Origin of the sequence: Rhizobium sp. C104 (assembly GCF_022354505.1) — a bacterium.
GTDB lineage: Bacteria > Pseudomonadota > Alphaproteobacteria > Rhizobiales > Rhizobiaceae > Rhizobium > Rhizobium redzepovicii.
This window is the reverse complement of record NZ_CP092347.1, coordinates 86,378-105,261: the sequence shown is the minus strand read 5'-3', so window position 1 is coordinate 105,261 and position 18,884 is coordinate 86,378. Positions and strand designations below refer to the sequence as shown.

The 18,884-nt window shown below is 59.0% G+C and carries 15 protein-coding genes and 2 pseudogenes; 1 reads left to right on the top strand and 16 read right to left on the bottom strand.

Features of this window, described 5'->3' with window-relative positions:
- Window positions 1-64: 64 nt before the first annotated feature.
- The 9 genes from MF410_RS00495 to MF410_RS00455 all read right to left on the bottom strand — a co-directional run bounded on the left by MF410_RS00495 (window position 65) and on the right by MF410_RS00455 (window position 8,710).
- A complete protein-coding gene (locus MF410_RS00495; RefSeq protein WP_239619785.1) occupies window positions 65-601 on the bottom strand; it encodes an SDR family oxidoreductase in 537 nt (178 codons plus the stop codon).
- Window positions 602-978: 377 nt separating this feature from the next.
- Window positions 979-1,164, bottom strand: a complete 186-nt coding sequence (locus tag MF410_RS00490; protein WP_013984708.1) for a hypothetical protein — start codon at window positions 1,162-1,164, stop codon at window positions 979-981.
- A gap of 95 nt (window positions 1,165-1,259) precedes the next feature.
- Window positions 1,260-2,522: an NAD(P)/FAD-dependent oxidoreductase gene (locus MF410_RS00485; RefSeq protein ID WP_040140070.1), complete on the bottom strand. Its 1,263-nt coding sequence runs from the start codon at window positions 2,520-2,522 to the stop codon at window positions 1,260-1,262.
- A 77-nt stretch (window positions 2,523-2,599) separates the two neighbouring features.
- Entirely contained in the window at window positions 2,600-2,911 is a 312-nt protein-coding gene (locus tag MF410_RS00480; RefSeq protein WP_013984706.1) for a putative quinol monooxygenase, read from the bottom strand.
- The gene (locus MF410_RS00475) at window positions 2,871-4,022 is read right to left on the bottom strand and encodes an NAD(P)-dependent alcohol dehydrogenase (RefSeq protein WP_064843743.1); all 1,152 of its coding nucleotides are present in this window, start codon (window positions 4,020-4,022) and stop codon (window positions 2,871-2,873) included. Before MF410_RS00475 ends, MF410_RS00480 begins: the two co-directional genes overlap by 41 nt.
- 62 nt (window positions 4,023-4,084) lie before the next feature.
- Window positions 4,085-5,083, bottom strand: coding sequence for an ABC transporter permease (locus tag MF410_RS00470; RefSeq protein WP_013984704.1), 999 nt, complete (start codon window positions 5,081-5,083; stop codon window positions 4,085-4,087).
- A 142-nt stretch (window positions 5,084-5,225) separates the two neighbouring features.
- Window positions 5,226-6,029, bottom strand: a complete 804-nt coding sequence (locus MF410_RS00465) for an ABC transporter permease (RefSeq protein ID WP_239619784.1) — start codon at window positions 6,027-6,029, stop codon at window positions 5,226-5,228.
- A 9-nt stretch (window positions 6,030-6,038) separates the two neighbouring features.
- Window positions 6,039-7,565, bottom strand: coding sequence for a sugar ABC transporter ATP-binding protein (locus MF410_RS00460; RefSeq protein ID WP_170961474.1), 1,527 nt, complete (start codon window positions 7,563-7,565; stop codon window positions 6,039-6,041).
- A 56-nt stretch (window positions 7,566-7,621) separates the two neighbouring features.
- Window positions 7,622-8,710 (bottom strand): substrate-binding domain-containing protein, encoded by a 1,089-nt coding sequence (locus tag MF410_RS00455; RefSeq protein WP_013984701.1) that lies wholly within the window; start codon window positions 8,708-8,710, stop codon window positions 7,622-7,624.
- A 666-nt stretch (window positions 8,711-9,376) separates the two neighbouring features.
- On the opposite strand from MF410_RS00455, the gene MF410_RS00450 reads away from it, so the two are divergent.
- Window positions 9,377-10,483 (top strand): NAD(P)-dependent alcohol dehydrogenase, encoded by a 1,107-nt coding sequence (locus MF410_RS00450; protein WP_064843739.1) that lies wholly within the window; start codon window positions 9,377-9,379, stop codon window positions 10,481-10,483.
- Window positions 10,484-11,221: 738 nt separating this feature from the next.
- Here the strand turns inward: MF410_RS00450 and MF410_RS00445 are convergent.
- The 7 genes and pseudogenes from MF410_RS00445 to MF410_RS00415 all read right to left on the bottom strand — a co-directional run bounded on the left by MF410_RS00445 (window position 11,222) and on the right by MF410_RS00415 (window position 18,843).
- Complete coding sequence (locus MF410_RS00445; RefSeq protein WP_013984698.1) at window positions 11,222-12,709, bottom strand: NAD-dependent succinate-semialdehyde dehydrogenase; 1,488 nt, start codon at window positions 12,707-12,709, stop codon at window positions 11,222-11,224.
- A gap of 23 nt (window positions 12,710-12,732) precedes the next feature.
- Complete coding sequence (locus MF410_RS00440) at window positions 12,733-13,752, bottom strand: ABC transporter permease (RefSeq protein WP_013984697.1); 1,020 nt, start codon at window positions 13,750-13,752, stop codon at window positions 12,733-12,735.
- A gap of 11 nt (window positions 13,753-13,763) precedes the next feature.
- On the bottom strand, window positions 13,764-14,738 hold the full coding sequence (locus MF410_RS00435; RefSeq protein ID WP_050577727.1) for an ABC transporter permease: 975 nt from the start codon (window positions 14,736-14,738) through the stop codon (window positions 13,764-13,766).
- On the bottom strand, window positions 14,735-16,288 hold the full coding sequence (locus MF410_RS00430) for a sugar ABC transporter ATP-binding protein (RefSeq protein ID WP_064843738.1): 1,554 nt from the start codon (window positions 16,286-16,288) through the stop codon (window positions 14,735-14,737). Before MF410_RS00430 ends, MF410_RS00435 begins: the two co-directional genes overlap by 4 nt.
- An 89-nt stretch (window positions 16,289-16,377) precedes the next feature.
- A pseudogene (locus tag MF410_RS00425) lies at window positions 16,378-17,518 on the bottom strand (ABC transporter substrate-binding protein).
- Window positions 17,519-17,567: 49 nt separating this feature from the next.
- A pseudogene (locus MF410_RS00420) lies at window positions 17,568-18,463 on the bottom strand (alpha/beta hydrolase).
- Window positions 18,460-18,843: a hypothetical protein gene (locus MF410_RS00415; RefSeq protein ID WP_064843732.1), complete on the bottom strand. Its 384-nt coding sequence runs from the start codon at window positions 18,841-18,843 to the stop codon at window positions 18,460-18,462. Before MF410_RS00415 ends, MF410_RS00420 begins: the two are co-directional and overlap by 4 nt.
- Between the last annotated feature and the right edge of the window lie 41 nt (window positions 18,844-18,884).

The window sequence follows — 18,884 nt, the reverse complement described above, 5'->3', positions numbered from 1 at the left end:
GAGCTTTCCAGACAGTTCTGGATTTGCGAGGAATTGGACAGCTTGAACAAGTGTCCTAAGCGTCTCACTTTGAACGTAAGATGTAGAACGCGCATTTCTGGTATGAACAGCGTTTATACGAAGCCCCGAGTTCGAAATACTTCTTCGCCATCGCACTCGTCGTAGTTCGTAAGGCCGCTTGGAGCACAGCTTCGCGGTCGGCCTCTAGCAGCGACTTCTCGTCGAACCAGGCGATATTCACAACAGCGAGTTCCTCTCCCTGGAGGCGGGAGCCGAAAGCACTTGTCACCCTTATCAGGTTGGAGACGGCATCAAGCCCAAGATCCGTAGCGGAAAGCGGTTCGGCGCATTCACGGCGACGGAAGGCTATGTTCACCAGAATATCGACCCGGCTCCAGCGTAGGTAGACCTGATCGACCATTGAATTGACATACACGTCCCTATTCAAATTGACCTTAACCGGAAACAAATTCGTCCCCGAGACTGCGGTTAAAGAACTGAAGTCTGAAGGGTCGAGGTCACCTACGGCGACACGGTAGCCAGTTTCGAGGAAAGACTGCGCAAGACAGAAACCGACCGGGTTTGACGCGCCCACCAACACGCATACTTTGCCTGCATGAGAGCCGGCATCGGTTTGTCCTCCTTCGATAAACCCTTCCGTCGGCGGTGTCCGGCAAGCGTTGTGAAGTCTTAGATCCTGGTTTCACGCGGAAAACGGTCCATGTGTGAAACCGTGAGATCTAGCAACTCGTTCGTATCTCAACAGGGAGACCACCACACACTTATCTCCAAATTACGTTGTCTCCCGCCTCTCCGACCCCAAGCCAAGAGGACATGGAAGATGATCGACGGACAATCCATCGATCCGGTTTCACGAGGTCTTTGGCGCGCGCCGGTTTGGTCTCGCCGTGCCACAGTTGGACCTTCCATGGAACAGCCCATGGATGTCTCTGGGGAACGGCATCTTTCCGGAAAGTCCTACGCTTTCACACGCGGCTCTCTGACGCGTATGGCATTCGTTTGGCCCTCAACGCTTGCACGCGCAGCATCGTCGAGCGCGTCAACGTCTATTGCAGACTGGCCTTCAGATAGGCACTCGCCATTCTCGCGTTCCACGGTCGAGGTCGGTGGAATGATAATGCTGTCTTTCAAAAACTCGCTCATGTTTCGTTCCTTCAATAGCTGCAGGTGACAAGGTCGTTCCGCGCAATGCCCACGAAAGCGTGGCGTGCTTCCGCCACGTCACTGATAAATCCCTGCTAGACCTCGTCCTTCAGCGTCTCCTTCTGGGTAATAAGGCGGGCAGAGTGGTGTCCGGAGGTAAATGCCCAAAGCCAGCTCAGCGCGACCGCCATGCGGCTCCGTGTTCCGATCAAAAAGTAGATGTGGGCAAAGCCCCAGATCCACCAGGCGATGGAGCCCTTGAGCCGAAGCCTGCCGAAATCGATCACCGCGGAGCTTGGCCCTATGGTGGCAAGATTACCAAGATGCCTGTACTTGAAGGGAAGCGGCGCTGAGCGCTGCTTAAGGCGGGCCTTGATCACCTGGGCGACGTATTTTCCCTGCTGCTTTGCGGCAGGAGCGATACCAGGAACCGGCATTCCCTCGCCGGTCTTAACGCTCGCGGTATCGCCGACAACGAAGATCTCCGGGTGTTCTGAGATCGTGAGGTCGGGCTGCACGATAGCCCGCCCTGCTCGATCTGTCTCCGCCCCGACCCATACGGCGGCCTTGGATGCCTGCACGCCCGCCGCCCATATGACCGTACGGCTCGGGACGAACTCGTCCCCGATCGATATACCTTCCTCGGTGCAGTCGGTTACCGGCCGTCCCGTGCGAACCTCGACGCCCATCGACGCAAGGGATCGCTCGGCGTATTGCGATAACGCCTCGTGGAAAACAGGCAGAACACGCGGTCCTGCCTCTACAAGAAGAATACGCGCCAAAGTCGTATCGATGTTTCTGAATTCCTCGACAAGCGTCCTTTGAGCCAGTTCGGCGATGATCCCGGCCATCTCGACGCCTGTCGGTCCGGCGCCGATTATCGAGAAGGTCAGCATTGCGGCCCGCGCTTGGGGATCGGTTTCCAGCTCCGCCTTTTCGAACGCCAGGAGAAGACGACGGCGGATGGTGGTGGCGTCTTCCAACGCCTTCAGTCCGGGCGCGAAAGGCTCCCATTCATCCCGGCCGAAATACGCGTGACGGGCCCCTGTTGCGAGAACAAGGGTATCGTAGGGAATGGCATGACCGCCCTTGAGCGAGACAAGCCGCTTCTCGACATCGACGCCCACGACCTCGCCAAGAAGCGTTGTGACATCTTTCCTTCCACGGAAGACCGCGCGAATGGGCCAGGCAATCTCGGAGGTTGCCAGGACGGTCGTTGCGACCTGATAGAGCAGCGGCTGGAACAGGTGATGATTGCGTCTGTCGACGATCGTGATCGAAAGGTTTGGACATTTGAGATCCTTGGCCAATTGGAGGCCGGCGAAACCGCCTCCCACGATGACAACTCGATGCTCCATTTCGTCCTCCCGCGAGCCTTTGGAAAAAAACCCGCCTCGGATCGAAGCGCGTCCTTCGGTGTTGCACGATCGCAAGCTCAGTCGCTGATGCGACTGCTCACAATGATGGAAGGGGGGCTTACCAGCAACGGAAGCAGCGGTTCGAGAACACGCTTGACGTTCGCAGATTCTCCGTGACGCGCGGCTGCCTCCTCGTTTGCCCAACCATCGAGAATGAAGAACGTATTCGGCTCGTCGGAGCGCTGGTAGAGATTGTAGTAAAGGCAGCCCTCTTCCTCGCGGGCAGGGCCGACAAACTCCTGGAGCAGTGTGTTGACACGGTCCCGGTTACGCGTCGATGTTTTAAACTCAACGATGAGATGCTGTTCGTCGGACTTGCTCGATGGCATGTGGGAAGCTCCTATTGAAGACGATGACGGGCTTGATCACGCGGCCAGCTTCGGCATCGGCGATGGCCTCGTTGATTTTCTCGAACGGGTACTTTGTGATCAGCTTCTGGAACGGAAACAGGCCGGCCTGGTTTAGTTCGACCAGTTGGGGGATGAAGAGCTGCGGGATCTGATCCCCGAGGATGGCACCCTGAATTTTCCGGTTGAAGACCATGAGGTCCAGCGGGATTGGAATATCCTTGCCGAGCGCGTCGAGCCCGAGGAGGACGACATGACCCCCTGCCCGCGTGCATTTGATCGTGTTCAGGATGACGGGAACGATACCCACGGCGTCGATCGCAAAATCGGCACCGCCGCCCGTCAAGGCGTGGATCTGCTCCACGACGTCTGGGTCCCTGCCGTTGATAGCGTGGGTCGCGCCCAACGTCTCAGCCATGGCCAAACGCTGCTCGTTCAGGTCGATGATGATGATCTTGCTGCACCGCCGGACCTTGGCGGCCATCACCGCAGCCATGCCGACCGCTCCCGCGCCGAACACGGCAATGGTTTGACCGATCTCCGGCTTCATGGCGTTGATGACGGTACCTGCTCCCGTTGCCATGCCGCAACCGAGCGGGGCCGCATTCGTCAGGTCGAAATCCTTGGGAAGCTGCGCGGCGTTGTTTTCAGTCGCCAGGACATGGGTCGCGAAGGATGACTGGCCGACAAAGTTGCTGCCGATGCCGACTTCATCACACAGCAAGGCCTTCTTGCCGTTCGGACGAAGCCCCGTCAGATTGTACTGGGTGTAGTTCTGGCAGTTCATCGGGTGAGAGCGCCGGCAATCGCCGCAGAAGCCACATGAACTCTGGCTGAGCGCAACGTGGTCGCCCACCCTTAAACCTTGGACGTCCGCCCCGATGGCCTCGACGATACCAACACCTTCATGTCCTGGTATGACCGGGGCGGGAGGCCCAAATATCCCATCACGGAGCAACAGGTCGGTATGGCAGATCCCCGTGGCGACCGTCCGCACGAGAATTTCATTGCCTTCTGGATCCGCCAGCTCAAGTTCACGAAACTCAAGCGGAGCTTTCGGTTTTGCGGCCACGGCCGCCGTTATCTTCACCATTCTTATCTCCTGCATTCTCCCGCGTTGACACCGGGAATGACCTGTTTGGCAGATCCTTGCGGCTAGACGCGACCGACGCGTGCTCCGTAAATGATCGCAGCAAGCGCGATGATCCCGCCCTGGACGATCAGCTTGCCGGGCTCCTGGATGCCGAACACCGTCAACATCGCGAAGAGGAAACTGAAGGCGACGACCGCCACGAAAGGCCCCGCGACGCCACCGCGGTCGACGCCGAACGTCACCCCACCGAGGATCGTCGCGGCGAGAGCGTTCATGAAGGTGTCGAAGCCGGGCTTGATCGTGCCAACGGCCAGAGCCGACACCTGAACCAGGGCGGCGATGCCTGTCAGCGTGCCCGCAAGTGTATGGGAGACAAAAATCGTGCGGGCCAGAGGTATGCCTGTTATCTCCGCCGCCCTCGGATTGTCGCCGACAGCGCGGAAGTAGCGCCCGAGGATCAAGAAGCGGAACGCTAATGCGACGAGAACGGAAATCCCGATCCAGACGATCACGGAGTAAGACAGGCCGTAGATGTTCCCGCTCGTCAGGACGCGAAGCCAGCTTGGTGTCGAACCCGGTGCACGGCCCGAACTCATGAATTGGATGATCCCGATGAGGATCGCCGATACGCTCAGCGTCGCGATGACCGCGGAGGCGCGGACATAGGCCACGAGGGCGCCGTTGATCAGACCGACGGCAAGGCCGATGACGATCGGCATCAGGACCGTGACGAAGGGCGGGTAACTGTTGAGGAGCCCGGAGCTGGCGAGATAGATCGAAAAAGCAAACACGCCACTGACCGAGAGATCAATAGAACGCACCCGCATGACAAGAGATTGCGCCAGCACCGCGATCCCAAGCGGCGCTGACTGTTTCAGGATCACGAACCAATAGTTTGGATTGATCAGCGTCGCGCTTACAGCGGGGGCCACAGCGATCAGGATTGCGAGCACGTAATATGCCGGGGGCAAACCGAGCACCCAGGAAAGTATGCGCCTGGCGGTGAGAGTGCGCGATGGCGTCTCAATTTTCGCATCCGTTGTGGTCATCGAGAGGTCCATCTCTTTCAAAGTCCGATCGTTTTGCGACGCTGTGAGACGACGAGTGCTAGCAGCAGAAGGCCCTTCACGACCGACTGGAGGAATGCCGAGACGTTAGCGAGGTTCATCACGTTGTTGACGATGCCGAGGATAGCCGCGCCGGCTACAGTGCCGAGGATGCTGCCGATACCGCCAGCCAGGTGAACACCCCCGAGCGCTGCTGCGGTAACGGATTCAATTCCGAATGTGGCGCCCCCTTGGGATCGCCCGAGGCAAGGCGACCTGCGAGGAACATCCCGGCAGCGCAAGCAAATAGCGCCGACAGGATGTAGGCCTTGATGACTGTGCGCTCGACCGGGACGCCATTCATGCGGGCATTGAAGTCGTTACCACCCGAAGCGAACAGGTAAAGGCCAAACGGTCTGCGATAAAGCAACCAGGCAGCAACGAACGTGGCGACGATCAGCCAGAGCAGCGAGTTTGGCACGGGCCCAACGGAACCCGCGACTGACGCCGAAAGCCATTCGGGCACCTTCCCGCCGGGGATAGGAAGAATGATAAGCGCCAATCCCTGGCCGATACCCATGGTTGCCAGGGTCATGATGATCGGATGGACGTTGAGCCTGGCTACGCCGTAGCCATTCGACAATCCGAATGCGATCGCAACCGCAATGCAAAGCATGACACGGACAACCTCGGGCATGTCGAGTGTCATGATCGTAGTCGTCACGCTGATGATCGAACCAACGGAAACGTCTAGGCCGCCCGTCAGGATCACAAAGGTCTGGCCTAGCGCAGAAATAACAAGAACAGTGGATTGGGCCAGCAGGTTCGACAGATTCTCCGGCGCCAGAAATTGTGGAAGCAGGATAACCGAGGCGACCACCAGCACGAATAGCGTCCCGATCGACAGCCGGATCGCACCCGCCCTATAGGGTGCCTTCAGGAACTTTGCGACGGTATTCATGTATCCTCCTCAATGAACAGCGGCGCGCGGATCGTGCGCGGAGTTCGAACCGAGTGCGGTTCCCAGGATGGTTTCCTCTGTGGCATCAAGCGCGGGCATCTGTCCGACGATCTTTTTGTCGTGAACGACCAGGATGTTGTCACAGAGCCCGATCAGTTCGGGGTGCTCGCGTGACGAGACGATCACTGCACCGCCACGATCGGCAAAATCGCGAAGGAGCTTATAGATTTCCGCTTTAGCGCCGACATCGACGCCACGTGTCGGCTCCTCGATGACAAGGATATCAACCCCCGAAAGCAGCCAGCGGCCAAGAAGGACCTTTTGCTGGTTTCCGCCCGAAAGTTTGCCGACGGGCGAGGCTGGGTCGGCAGCCGCAACACGGAGCGACTTTATGACATCGTGAACCCTGGAGATGGAACGCCATGCAACGCTCGCCATGTTCCGGTTCAACTGCTTGCCAAGTGCGATGTTATCGTAGATCGGAAGCCGAAGAAATAAGCCTTCCTGCTTGCGGTCTTCAGGAATGAAACCAATGCCGGCTGAGATCGCACTCGAAAAGCCGGAGGATACGTTCACACCGATCATGCTATCGTCGCGGCGACGCCGGACGGTCACAACTGCGGCGGTTTCGACCCCGACGACCGCACGCATGATTTCGCGCTGCCCCTGGCCTTCCAGCCCGGCCAGTCCGATGATCTCGCCCGTGCGTACGGAAAAACCGACTGGCGGGCCATGGTCATTGAGACGAAGCCCTGCCACGTCGAGCATCGGCGACCCAATGGTCTGCGCCCTCGGCGGAAAGAAATTCTGAAGCTCGCGTCCAACCATGTTTGCCACAAGCGTTTGGAGATTGAAGTCTTCTGCCCTGGCTGTCTTTACCCAAGCCCCATCCTTCATGACGGTGATGGTGTCGCACAGTTCGAACACCTCGTTCATCCGATGCGAGATGTAGACGACAGCCTTCCCTTGCGCCTTCAGATCGCGGATGACCTTGAAGAGATGAGCGACGTCCGTCGAGTTTAGTGCCGCGGTCGGTTCATCGAAAATGAAGACATCGGCATTGGATGTCAGACCTTTGGCGATTTCCACTGCCTGCTGCTGGGCAACCGTCAGCGTTTCCACAATCGCCGTGGCGTCCAGTTGAGGGAAAACGTCGACAAGCAGCTTGCGGGATCGCTCGACGACCTCGGCGGTGTCTATCGACCCGTCGGCACGCCGCGGTTCGTGTCCAAGAAACATGTTTTCGGCGACCGTGAGATTGGGGATGAGGGTGAACTCCTGAAACACTGTCGACACCCCGGCGAGACGCGCTTCCTTGGGGGAACGGAAGGTCACCTCTTCTCCTCGCAGACGGATGCGTCCAGCGGTCTGTTGATAGACGCCGGCCAGAATTCGCATCAGCGTGGATTTTCCCGCCCCGTTCTCGCCCATCAATGCGTGGACGGAGCCGCGTTCAAGCGAAAATTGAACATTCGACAGGACTTTGGCCGCACCAAAGGACTTGTTTATGCCGACCATCTCGACAAGCATACTCATGAACACTTCCATCTGCGAGGGTGAAGAGGGCGCGCTTTGTCCGCGCCCTCCATGCGTCAGGCCTTGAAGTACTCGAGGAGCTTCTCATTCGGCATTTCTGTCGGAGCCCAGTAAGCGTCCGTGAGATCGGAGCGGTAAAACTGTGCAAGATTGTCGTCGACGATCGGCTTGGGCCGGTTGGTCCAGTTGCGCTGGATCGGCTTGCCTTCGAGAAGCGCGAAGGCCGCACGCAGGGCTGCCGTCGAAAGAGCCGGAGGGCAAATGGGCCCAATCGAAGAGAGCTTTTCGTCATTCCAACGACGCATCCAACCGTTGAGCGCTTCTCCCGTGATCGGTGGAATGGTGGAAGCCCCGGCTTCCTGCAGCGCGTCCAAGACCCCGAGCGACATGTTCGCGCCGTCAGTCCAGACCCCGGCGACATCCGGATCAGACAGATAGAGGCTTTCGGCTATCTTCTTTGAGTCCTCGTAGGACCAGCTGCCGTGCTGGGTTGAGGTGATTTGGAGACCGGACTTGCTGAAGACCTCGATCGCCCCGGCGTAACGATCAGCATCGATCGGATGTCCGGCGACGCCACGCAGCACCCACACTTTTCCCTTGTTGCCGAGCTTATCGACCAGGAACTGCGCCATCACCCGGCCAAAGTAGAAGTCGTCGCCTTGGACCTGCACCGTGAATTCGTCGGTGTCGACGCGACCGAGATAGACGACCGTCGGAATGCCGGCAGCCTTCGCCTTCCTGATGCCTTCCACGGCCGAGCCTGTCGTAAGCGGCGCAATGATGATTGCATCTACCTTTTGTGCGATCAGATCCTCGATGTCGGCGACCTGTTTTGAGGCGTTGAGGTCGGCGCTTCGGAATTGATAGTCGCCGACACGGGCCTTGTTCCTGCTGATTTCGTATTCGGCCTCGAATGCGGTTTGATAGGTGTGCGTCGAACCGGCCAGGCCATAGTGGCTGTGACCAATCTTCCAGGGACCTGACTTGGCAAACTTACCAGCGTCGACGACGGGGTTTTCCCCTTCGGACGGCCAAGTGTCGGGCAGCAGGGTGATCGTATCCTCTGCCCGCAGGATGCCCGGTATTCCGAACGCGCCAGCTGCAATCAAGGCACTGCCCGTCTGTAGGAATGTACGTCTTTTCATCGAAATTCTCCTCCTCTTGCCACCCAACGTGGTCATTTTGTCTGCGATCTGGAGCGCCGCTATCCTCCAGACATCGCTGAATTCTCCCCACAAACGGCAGATCGCATCATTATGAATAAGCAGACAATCTGTCAATAAACTATATTGAATTTCAGCTTTTTGACGTGTCTTCTGTGTTATCATACTGATTTTTTTATTCTTTTATTGCTGCTTGGTTCGATATAGCAATAAGACAAAGCAGCCGCCCGTCACCTCACCCACGAGCACGCCAACAGGAACCAGAGGAGACCGCGCCTCGCCGGCGAGGTTCATAAAAAGGAAGTTGGGAGCCATAATCGCTACCATCACCCGGAAAGCGGGGCCGCGAGGCAGGAAATACGGGCACCACCGTCAGCCGGCGCGTTCGATGAATGCCACTTCTGAATCAGTCAATCTGTCAAGCGAATTCCAGTTTTAAGACAGCCAACAATTCGGACCAAGATCTAGATCGGCCGAATACCCTGAGGAAGCAATTGATATTACATCGATTTTTCTCTTTACATGTCCGTGTAGCGGGCTGGGATGGCCTCAGCGACCATTTTGGTTCACTGAAGATAATTGACTGATTGTCTGCGAACGCCTACAAGTGTCACCTACCGGCCGAGCGCGCACTGATGGAGTCATTTTATGAAAGAAGCATACGCTGCAATTTCGCGCGAAAAGGCAAAGCCTCTTGTTCTGGAGTGCATCGGTATCGATCAACCTCGCCCCGACGAAATCCTCGTCCGGATCGTGGCGAGCGGTGTCTGCCACACCGACATGGTTGTTCGCGACCAAGGATATGACGTACCGCAGCCCGTGGTTCTCGGCCATGAAGGCTCCGGCGTCGTGGAAGTGGTCGGGGCCGATGTAAAAGAGCTTTCGCCCGGCGACCACGTGGCTCTAAGCTACGCATATTGCGGGAAATGCGAGAAGTGCCGGGGAGGCACGCCTTATTATTGTGAAGACTTTTTCGGCAGAAATTTCCGTGGCACCCGGCCGGATGGCAGTTGCCCGCTACATGATTCACACGGTACCCAGATCAGCGGGTGCTTCTTCGAGCAGTCTTCTTTCGCCACCTATGCCATCGCCAGCGAGCGCAATGCGGTCAGGGTTTCCAAAGATGTTCCCCTCGAACTCATGGGACCGCTGGGCTGCGGGCTGCAAACTGGCGCCGGAGCGGTTCTCAACTGCCTCAAGCCCCAACCGGGATCTTCCATTGCAGTGTTCGGCGCGGGTGCGGTCGGCATGGCAGCCGTCATGGCGGCGAAGATTGCCGGATGCTCGACCATTATCGTGATCGACCTTAACGATGAACGTCTCGAACTGGCGATTGAACTGGGTGCAACCCACATCATAAACGCCCGCAATAGGGATAGCGTCAAGGCGATCAGGGAAATCATTCCCGAAGGCGCAGACTTCAGTCTCGAATGCACGAGCTCGCCGAAGGTGTTTCGCCAGGCGGTCGATTGCCTCGGCACCCCAGGAACCTGTGGACTGGTCGGATCGTCCGCGCTCGGAACGGAAGGGATCGTCGATATCGGCAACTTTCTGTTCGGCCGTACGCTCGTCGGTGTGGTCGAAGGCCAGAGCATTCCCTCCAAATTCATACCCGAGCTCATCGAATACTGGCAGCAGGGACGGTTCCCGTTCGACAAGCTCGTCCAGTTCTACGATCTCAACCAGATCAACGAGGCAATGGCCGATTCCGAGAGCGGCAAGGTCATCAAGCCAATCCTGCGCATGAAGCACTAAGCTCTCGTCACGAACATTGTCCAGAAGTCAGCCTCCCAAGGCAACGTCCGGCGGGGCCGTGGTCGTCACGGTCTCGCCCGGACACTCTGGAACGCAGGTGTGAGGCGCAACCCCGTTTCATCATTGCAACGCGACCAGGTCGCGGTAACGGTAGTGGGCTCTTCCAGGTCAAAATATTAGTCTGCGACGGCGCAATTTCTCGGCGATCCGTGACCCCCTCATCAAGGCCTTGCGGCAGTTGACGACCGCACGTCATTCAACTGATGCTGCCCTTGGGCCATAAGAGCACTCGGGCCGGCAGGCCGAGCGTCCCCGACACGTGCGCCTTGCGTCGACGTGCCACCAGCAAAATGCCAGACAATCGGCGATGATCTTGCCAGCGAGTGGCCAGTGGCGCGCTTTCTCCGTCCCGTCGAAAAATACCAACGAAACTTTCGAGATGGGTCATCAGGCGTTGGGCCAACGGAAGCCTTAAGCAGACAGACCCACGACAAAGGCGAGTCTCGCCCCTGCCTCTCTCCGCACGTTCCGACGTTCCATTGCCGTTCTGCCCTCGACGTTCGCCTGGGCAGCGTGATCGGCCGGGTCCTGCTCGCGGTCGGCCGCCTCGTTTTGAAGGCTGTCGGCGCGGTCTTGACCAAGACTCTCCCCGCCTTCTGCAGAATGTGTCATCGGGCTTCCGTGACGAGCTCAAACCTTGCTGGTGGCGAGCCTTAAGACCCACCACCAGCCGTTGGACTATGACTGTATGCCGCCCATGCAGACGTATTTCATGGAAAGGAAGTCATCCATGCCGTATTTCGAGCCCTCGCGGCCGAACCCCGACTGCTTGACGCCGCCGAACGGTGCAACCTCCGTGGAGATCAGGCCCGTGTTGACGCCGACCATCCCGTACTCCAGGGCCTCCGTAACCTTCCAGACGTTTCGAAGGTCGTTGGCGTAGAAGTAGGCGGCGAGACCGAACTCTGTGTCGTTGGCCAGTTCAATGACCTCTTCCGTCGTTTTGAACCTGAAGACAGGAGCGAGCGGCGCAAAGGTCTCCTCTCGTGCGACCTTCATTTCCTTCGTGGCTTCCGAGAGAAGCGTCGGCTGGACGAAGGTGCCACCACGCTCGTCCCTTGCGCCGCCCACAACGATCTTCGCACCCTTACCGACCGCGTCATCGATGTGACTATAGAGCTTCGCCACCGCATCGTCGTTGATCAGCGGACCGATGGTGGCTCCATCCTCGAACCCGTCAAGGACCTTGAGCGCGGAAACCCGCGCCGCGAGTTTCTCTATGAAGCGGTCGTAGACCCCGCTCTGGACGTAGAGACGGTTGGCGCAAACGCAGGTCTGGCCGGCATTGCGGAACTTGGACAGCATCGCTCCTTCCACGGCCTCGTCGAGGTCGGCATCGTCGAAGACGATGAAGGGAGCGTTGCCGCCGAGTTCGAGGCTGAGCTTCATGATCTTTTGTGCGCCCTGCGCCATCAGGATGCGGCCGACCTCGGTAGACCCTGTGAAGGTCAGCTTCTTGACGACGGGGTTCGAGCAGACTTCTTCACCGAACATCCGGGCGTTGTCTGTCGGCAGGACGCTGAACAGGCCGCCGGGTATTCCCGCGCGCTCAGCGAGTATGGCAAGAGCAAGGGCCGACAATGGGGTTTCGGCGGCCGGCTTGAAGATGATGGCGCAGCCGGATGCCAGCGCCGGGGCGATCTTGCGGCAGACCATGGCGGAAGGAAAGTTCCAGGGCGCGATGGCCGCCACCACGCCGACGGGCTGTTTGATGACTATCAGGCGCTTGTCGGCCTGATGCCCCGGAATGGTGTCGCCGTAAACGCGCTTGGCTTCTTCCCCGAACCATTCAATGTAGGAAGCGCCGTAGGCGACCTCTCCGCGTGCCTCGGCTAGAGGCTTGCCCATCTCGGACGTCAGGATGATCGCGAGGTCCTCGGTGTTGGCCGTGACGAGGTCGAAGAACTTCCGCATGACGCCGGCACGTTCCTTGCCCGATCGTGCGGCCCACTTTTTCTGGGCGAGTTTGGCGACGTCGATGGCTTCGCGGACGTCCTGGAGTCCTGCGCTCGGGAGGCTCGCAATCACGTCCCCGGTCGAGGGATTGTGGACCTGGATCGTCTTGCCGCTCGCGCCCTCTTTTCGCCAGTCGCCTCCTACCAGCATTTCCTCGCGTACCAGGGAGGGGTCTTTCAGGCGATCCAGTAGAGCGGTGGAGATAGCCATTGGTATTCCTTTCGATGCAACGTTCAAATCTGATTACGGATGTGTGGTGAGCGGGCGTAGATCGCGACCATGGGGACGATCAGCAGCCCTACGACGGCCTGTTGTGCCGGGAAACTGAGCCCCAGGCCGACGAGAAGCGAGGTCAGGACAGTAAGGACGAGGACGCCGAGGACCGTCGCTCCATACCCGCCGGCACCGCCTAGAAGAGACGTTCCGCCGATAACGACCGCCGCCACGGTGGTGAACAGATAGGGATCACCGACCCCGACAAAACCGCCGCCGGAGAAACCGAGGAGCAGCATTCCGGTGAGTGCCGACATCGCCCCGCTGACGCTGTGAATCACTGTCCAGATCTTGAATTCCGAGATTCCGAGGCGGGCGGCGGCCGTGCGGCTCCCGCCAACAGCATAGAGGCTCCGGCCAAACCAGGTGTTGTGCATTATCCAGCCCAGAGCGACGGCGATGAAAGCCCATATGACGATAACCGGTGGAAACGGCAGACCGAAGAACCTGCCATTGAACGCCGAAAGGTTGCGAAGCCATCCGGGGACGGGCGCAAAGACGGTACCGCCGAACTGCGATCCGAGCGAGGTGTAGATCTGGACCGCCCCGACGGCGGCAAAACCAAGACCGAGCGACATGATCAGCGCCTGACCCTGCAGCCGGAAGCTGAGGGCGCCGTTGCAAGCCCCGACCAAAATGCCAAGGAGAAGCACGACGATCATGGCGACGGGGGCGGGAAGACCCGCCACCATGAGGCTTGGAAGCAGGATATTGGCGCCACCGATGATGTATGGGATGGAAAGATCCAGCGCTCCAACGAGCGCGCAGAGCGTCTGCCCAACAGACGCCAGCCCAAGGAAGGCGGCGAGAAGGAGGATCGATCGCGCGTTCTGCGGCGACACGAAGCCCGGCACGAGCAGGGCTCCAAGAATGAGCAGACACGCAAGGAGACAGAAGCCGATCGAAATACTCTTGTGCTTGCGCAAAGGGCTGGCGCCACGGGTCGCGCCGATTTCTGTGTTCAAGACAGTGGAGATCATTTCCTTACTCCTCACGCGACAGTGCGGCGGCTGATGACGAAGACGTTCACGAGAAGTGACCCAACGAGGATCAGGCCAAAGGCCATTTGCGTGACGAAGCCGGAAACCGTCCCGAAGTTGAAAGTGGACAGAAGATACGAGATGAGGAACATGTTGATCGCGCCGAGCGTCGAGCCGAGCGCACCGCCGCGGCCCCCGGAGAGACTAGCTCCGCCAAGGACCAGCGCCGTCACCGCTTGCAGCGTGTAGGTGCTGCCCTGGGTCGGGTCGCCGGATGAGATCAGCGCGGTGTAGCTCAATGCGGCCAGCCCGGCAAAAACGCCGCCGACCGTATGGGCGATGATGCGCACGACGTCGACCTGCACACCGCTGGTATAGGCCATCCGCTCGTCAGCGCCTGTCATCCGCAGGTTGCGGTAAAACATCGTGCCCCTCAGGACGCCCCAGATTGCGAAAGCGCCGAGCAGAAGCAACAGGACAGGCGAAAATATGCTCGTTCCCGCGCCCCAGCTTAGCATCCAGTCTGGAGCGACACCGCCGGGACGCGACATGACCATCAGGTTGACGCCCGACAGAACGAGGAAACCGGAGAGCGTGACGATGATGGGCGCGACGCGCACATAGATGATCACAAGTGCTTGCACCAGCTGGAACGCTGCTCCCAATCCCACCGCCCAGGCAATGATGGCCAACGGGTGCGTGATGCCGTTGCCGACCAGCCACGTAATGAGCGTGACGTTGACGAAGCCCATGAGCGGGCCCACGGAAAGGTCCACCGCTCCGCGGCCCGCCATGACGATCGGTGTTATCGCGAGCGTGGTCAGGATCAGCGGCGTTGCAACCAGAATGGCTCCGGCCAGACCATTGTTCGTGAACAGACCCTGGCCCCGGAAGGCGACAGCGCAAAGGAGGACGAGGAAAAGCCCGGCCGGAACGAACAACGAGCGGTCCTGCGTGACTTGACGGAAAGCGGTTACGGACATCATGCGGTCCTTTCCAGATCGAAATCAACGGAAGCGTCCCGGGCTTTCCCGAACATAGCGGCGAGGATTGGTGCCTCGGCGATTTCCTCGCCGGTCAGGGATCGAAACAACGTTCCCCCGAAGAACACGTCGACGCGATCGGCAAACCCGATGAACTCCTCGATCTCACTCGAGACGTAGATGACACTGCCGCCTTTTTCAGCGAACAGACGTAACTCCCGGTAGAGGTCACGCTTAGTGCCGAGATCGACACCGCGCGCGGGGTCATTCAGGAGGATGACTTGGGGATCGTTTGCGAAGGCGCGCCCGATAAGCACCTTCTGCTGGTTGCCGCCCGACAGTGAGGTGATCCTGTTCGACGGGCTGCCGATCTTGATGCGCAGACGATCCACTTCGCGCTTAAACATGGATTTCAGCGTGGGCTTGCGGATCACGCCCAGGGGTCCGAGCGTCTTCCTGTAGACACCGATGGCGAGGTTTTCGAAGATGCTTTGTTGCGGGAAGATACCCTCGCGCTTGCGATCCCCGGAGACGTAGGAAACACCGAGCTTCGCCGCATCGTCGAGCGATTGCAGCGCGATCATCTTGTCCGTATCAACCGAGCGGACCTTCACCTCGCCACCGAACGGCTGGATGATGCCGGCCAAGACGCGGATAAAAGCGTCCTGCCCCTGCCCATCAAGCCCGGCTACGCCGACGATGCTCCCCTTGGGAAGGTCGAAATCGAATAGGCGCGCCGACCTGTGCGCGGCGAGACCCGTCGCGGTTAGTATGAGAGGGGCCGATAGCGCCTTCTTTCGGGAGGCGTATTCTGTCGCATCGCTGGCGCGCCGATCTGCCGGCGTCATCATGGACAGCAGGTTTTCCTCGGTAATCTCATCCTTTCCGAGCGTACCGACAGTTATCCCATCACGCAGGATCGTCGCACGGTCGGCGATACGCACGAGTTCCGCGATCCGGTGGGTTACGATGAGGATCGTCGCGCCCTCGGCACGAAGGCGGTCGATTTCCGCGTGGAGCCGGAGGGTCGAGTCGAGGTCGAGCGCGGCCGAAGATTCGTCGAGGATCAGCACCTGCGGCCTGCGAAGAATAGCCCGTGCGATGACGATCCACTGTTTGATGCTGAGCGGCAGGCTGCCTGCCAGTTGATCGAGGTCTACGGATTTTCCAACGAGCCGCGCCAGGATTTCAGCTGCTTCGCTCCGCCGATCGCCGGTCGACTGCGAACGAAAGACACCGTCACGACCGACATAGAGGTTCTCGAATACGCTAGCCTCGTCAGCAACCAGGACTTCTTGGAAGATGGTGGTCAGGCCGGCCCGCTTGGCGTCGACGGGCGAGGCAACCTTTTCACCCAGGATCGTGACCTTGCCTGCGTCCGGGTGCAAAACGCCCGACATGATCTTGGCCATCGTGCTCTTGCCGCTGCCGTTTTCGCCAACGATGGCGTGCACCTCCCCGGCGCGGGCCTCGAAGTCGCACTTCTTGAGTGCCTTCGTCTCCCCGAACGCCTTGGCGACATCTACCATTCTGACTGTTATCTCGCTGCCCATCGCAGACCTCCCACCCGCAACGTCCGCCAAGGCGGCTTTTACGATCTTCCAACGGTCGCCCGGCAGTTAAGCCACCGGGCGGATCCGGCTTACTTGGCTACCGGCTTCCAGGGATCGGCAGGACGCTCGAAGTACTGGTCGGCAATCGCACTTGGGAACCATCCGTCCGCCTTCGGTTCGACGAAATCCGTCGAGTTCACATCGCAATCCTCGGGGATCGAAGCGCGAACGTCATCGATGGTGAACGGCAGGACAGGGCGCAGGAAGGACTGTACCTTCGGCCCCTGCCCTTCGAGCGTGCGAAGCATGATCTCCCACATCTGCTGCATCTCGCGGCGCGGCGGCCAGATATGGAAGCCAGCATCGACCCATTCTGGATTCTGGCGCCAGTAACATGCCGCCGAAGCCTCGCCGCCCAGCGTAATGGGCACCATGTCACGACCCGACTGGAGCATGGCATTCAACACGCCGTTCTCCTGCGCGCCCTGTGTCAGAATACCGTCAATCTGAATGGGGTTCGTCGCCAGAAATTTCTGCACCTCGACCTGTGCTACCTGGTCGGTCCACTTGCCAGCCACTTCGCCGACAATCTTGATGTCGGGATACTTTGCCAGCGCTTCTTTGGCGGCCTTGTCGAAGCTGTCGGATGAGGCGAAGCCAGGGATGCCCGACACGAGAAGCACGTTGCCTTTCTTGCCGATCTTGTCTGCGAGCCAGGTCGCCATCTCGCCGCCGCCCTGCGCGTGATTGGCAGCGCCGTTGATCGCGTAAGGCGACGTCACGTATCCCGAAAACGAGAAAACAGGAACGCCTGCCTTATAGGCGTACTCGATCGTCTGGTTGAGGGCGGTGACGTTCGAGCAGCAGATGATGATGGCATCGACCCCATCATCAACCATCTGGCGCATCTGCTGAATCTGGACGGCGTCCTTGAGGTCGGACTGAGTGACCACGACTTCAGATACAAGCCCCGCTTCCTTGGAGCGCGGCAAGAGGTCATTCATGACGGCATCGAGGGCGGCTGCGCGCCACGTGTTGCCGGCATAGCTACTGGCGTAGCCGATCTTCCACGGCGGTCCTTTCTTTGGCTTGAAGTCCTTATAGGCGCTCGCTCCGAGCGGAACCTGCGGGTCGACGACCTCGTAGATTTTCTTCTCGTTGGGGGAGCTGGTCGACGCCGTCAGCCCAAGCAGTGGTCGTCAGGGCGCTGACCGCGATCAGCGCCCCCATGGTTCCGGTTAAACTCCGTCTCATTGGATGCTCCTCCCAAGAGATTGTTTCAGGCGACCTTCGCCCTGGTTGCGGATGCCTGCTGGATTTCCTCGAGGATCGGCAGCAGGTATTTTCTGAACTCGGTGTAGTCTTCAGTGACCGGGAAATGTCCGAGCTTCTCCATCGTCCAGAACTTGCTGCCCTTGACGAGATCGGCGGCGATCTTGGTGTCGGCCGGGGAGGTATTCGGATCGTATTCGCCCGTCAGGAAGTACAGCATGCACTTCGACGTATCGATCTTGCTCGCCTCTTCGGGCGAGACATTGTGGTCATAGTAGTAATAATAGAGGTCACCTGCGAAGACGCCCGGACCGCCGCAGCTATATTCCCATTGGATTTCGCGGACATTGGCTTCTGGTGAGTAGGGCGAGATATTGAGCATCATGGCCGCGCCGATGGAGGTGCGGTTCACGTTTGGGTTGTCGAATTCTTTCCGAATGCCTGCCATGCCGACATCGACATATTCGGCAGCCGAGCGCAGTGCGCCTTCGACGGAGATAGTAGCGCGGAAGTTGTCGGGGTAATTCGATGCGAGATCGATAGCAAGATGTCCGCCCATCGAGCTACCCATATAAACGGGGCGGTCCAGACCAAGGGCCTTAGAGAGTTCCAGTTGGAAATCCATCATGAACTTCTTGGTCATGTTGTACTCTTCTCCCACCAGCGAACGCCGTGGGGAGGAAGAGACTTCCCGTGATAGGGCAAGTCGAACGCGATGACGCGGAAGTTCTTGGTCACGTCTTCGTCGCAGAGCGTGTGCCGGTACTGGCGGCCGTCGGAGCCCGCCGTGTGACCGACAAGCAAGGGAATGCCCTCTCCGGCTTCCTCGTAATAGACGCGATATTCGATGCCTTCGATCGTCAGGTAGACGTAACGGCCCGTGATTGGATCATGCCTAGTCATGCTGCTACTCCTTCCGGGCGGGCTTCGCGCATCAGGTTCGTCATGCGATTGAGCGCAGGGAGATACGCGAAGGTTTCGTTATTGTTGCTAAGGTACAGACCGTGTTTGATGTTTGACGACTGCAGGCACTGATAAAACGGCCGCGGCTTCTTCTGGAGAAGCGCATCCCACTGTTCACCCGTGCCCCGGATGACGATCTTGCACGTCTCGTCGTCGTAGGCGGCTTCTTCGACCTTCACCATCTTGCCGTCTTCGAAGTGGAGTGCGACGCTGCGGGTCGGAAAATCGCATTTGATAATGCCGTTGAGATAACGGGTTTCGCGCTTGAACTCGAAGTCCTCCAGCGCCAGTTTTTTGAACTTCTCGAGATCGATGGCCAAGTTCGGCTCCTCCCTAGTTAAAACGGCGCGGCCGATCCACG

Bases quoted from the DNA above. Each gene is read 5' to 3' on its own strand.
- MF410_RS00475 (WP_064843743.1), bottom strand. From the start codon at position 4,022: ATGGTGAAGATAACGGCGGCCGTGGCCGCAAAACCGAAAGCTCCGCTT.
- MF410_RS00470 (WP_013984704.1), bottom strand. From the start codon at position 5,083: ATGGACCTCTCGATGACCACAACGGATGCGAAAATTGAGACGCCATCG.
- MF410_RS00450 (WP_064843739.1), top strand. From the start codon at position 9,377: ATGAAAGAAGCATACGCTGCAATTTCGCGCGAAAAGGCAAAGCCTCTT.
- MF410_RS00435 (WP_050577727.1), bottom strand. From the start codon at position 14,738: ATGATGTCCGTAACCGCTTTCCGTCAAGTCACGCAGGACCGCTCGTTG.
- MF410_RS00465 (WP_239619784.1), bottom strand. From the start codon at position 6,029: ATGAATACCGTCGCAAAGTTCCTGAAGGCACCCTATAGGGCGGGTGCG.
- MF410_RS00480 (WP_013984706.1), bottom strand. From the start codon at position 2,911: ATGCCATCGAGCAAGTCCGACGAACAGCATCTCATCGTTGAGTTTAAA.
- MF410_RS00485 (WP_040140070.1), bottom strand. From the start codon at position 2,522: ATGGAGCATCGAGTTGTCATCGTGGGAGGCGGTTTCGCCGGCCTCCAA.
- MF410_RS00490 (WP_013984708.1), bottom strand. From the start codon at position 1,164: ATGAGCGAGTTTTTGAAAGACAGCATTATCATTCCACCGACCTCGACC.
- MF410_RS00430 (WP_064843738.1), bottom strand. From the start codon at position 16,288: ATGGGCAGCGAGATAACAGTCAGAATGGTAGATGTCGCCAAGGCGTTC.
- MF410_RS00440 (WP_013984697.1), bottom strand. From the start codon at position 13,752: ATGATCTCCACTGTCTTGAACACAGAAATCGGCGCGACCCGTGGCGCC.
- MF410_RS00460 (WP_170961474.1), bottom strand. From the start codon at position 7,565: ATGAGTATGCTTGTCGAGATGGTCGGCATAAACAAGTCCTTTGGTGCG.
- MF410_RS00445 (WP_013984698.1), bottom strand. From the start codon at position 12,709: ATGGCTATCTCCACCGCTCTACTGGATCGCCTGAAAGACCCCTCCCTG.
- MF410_RS00455 (WP_013984701.1), bottom strand. From the start codon at position 8,710: ATGAAAAGACGTACATTCCTACAGACGGGCAGTGCCTTGATTGCAGCT.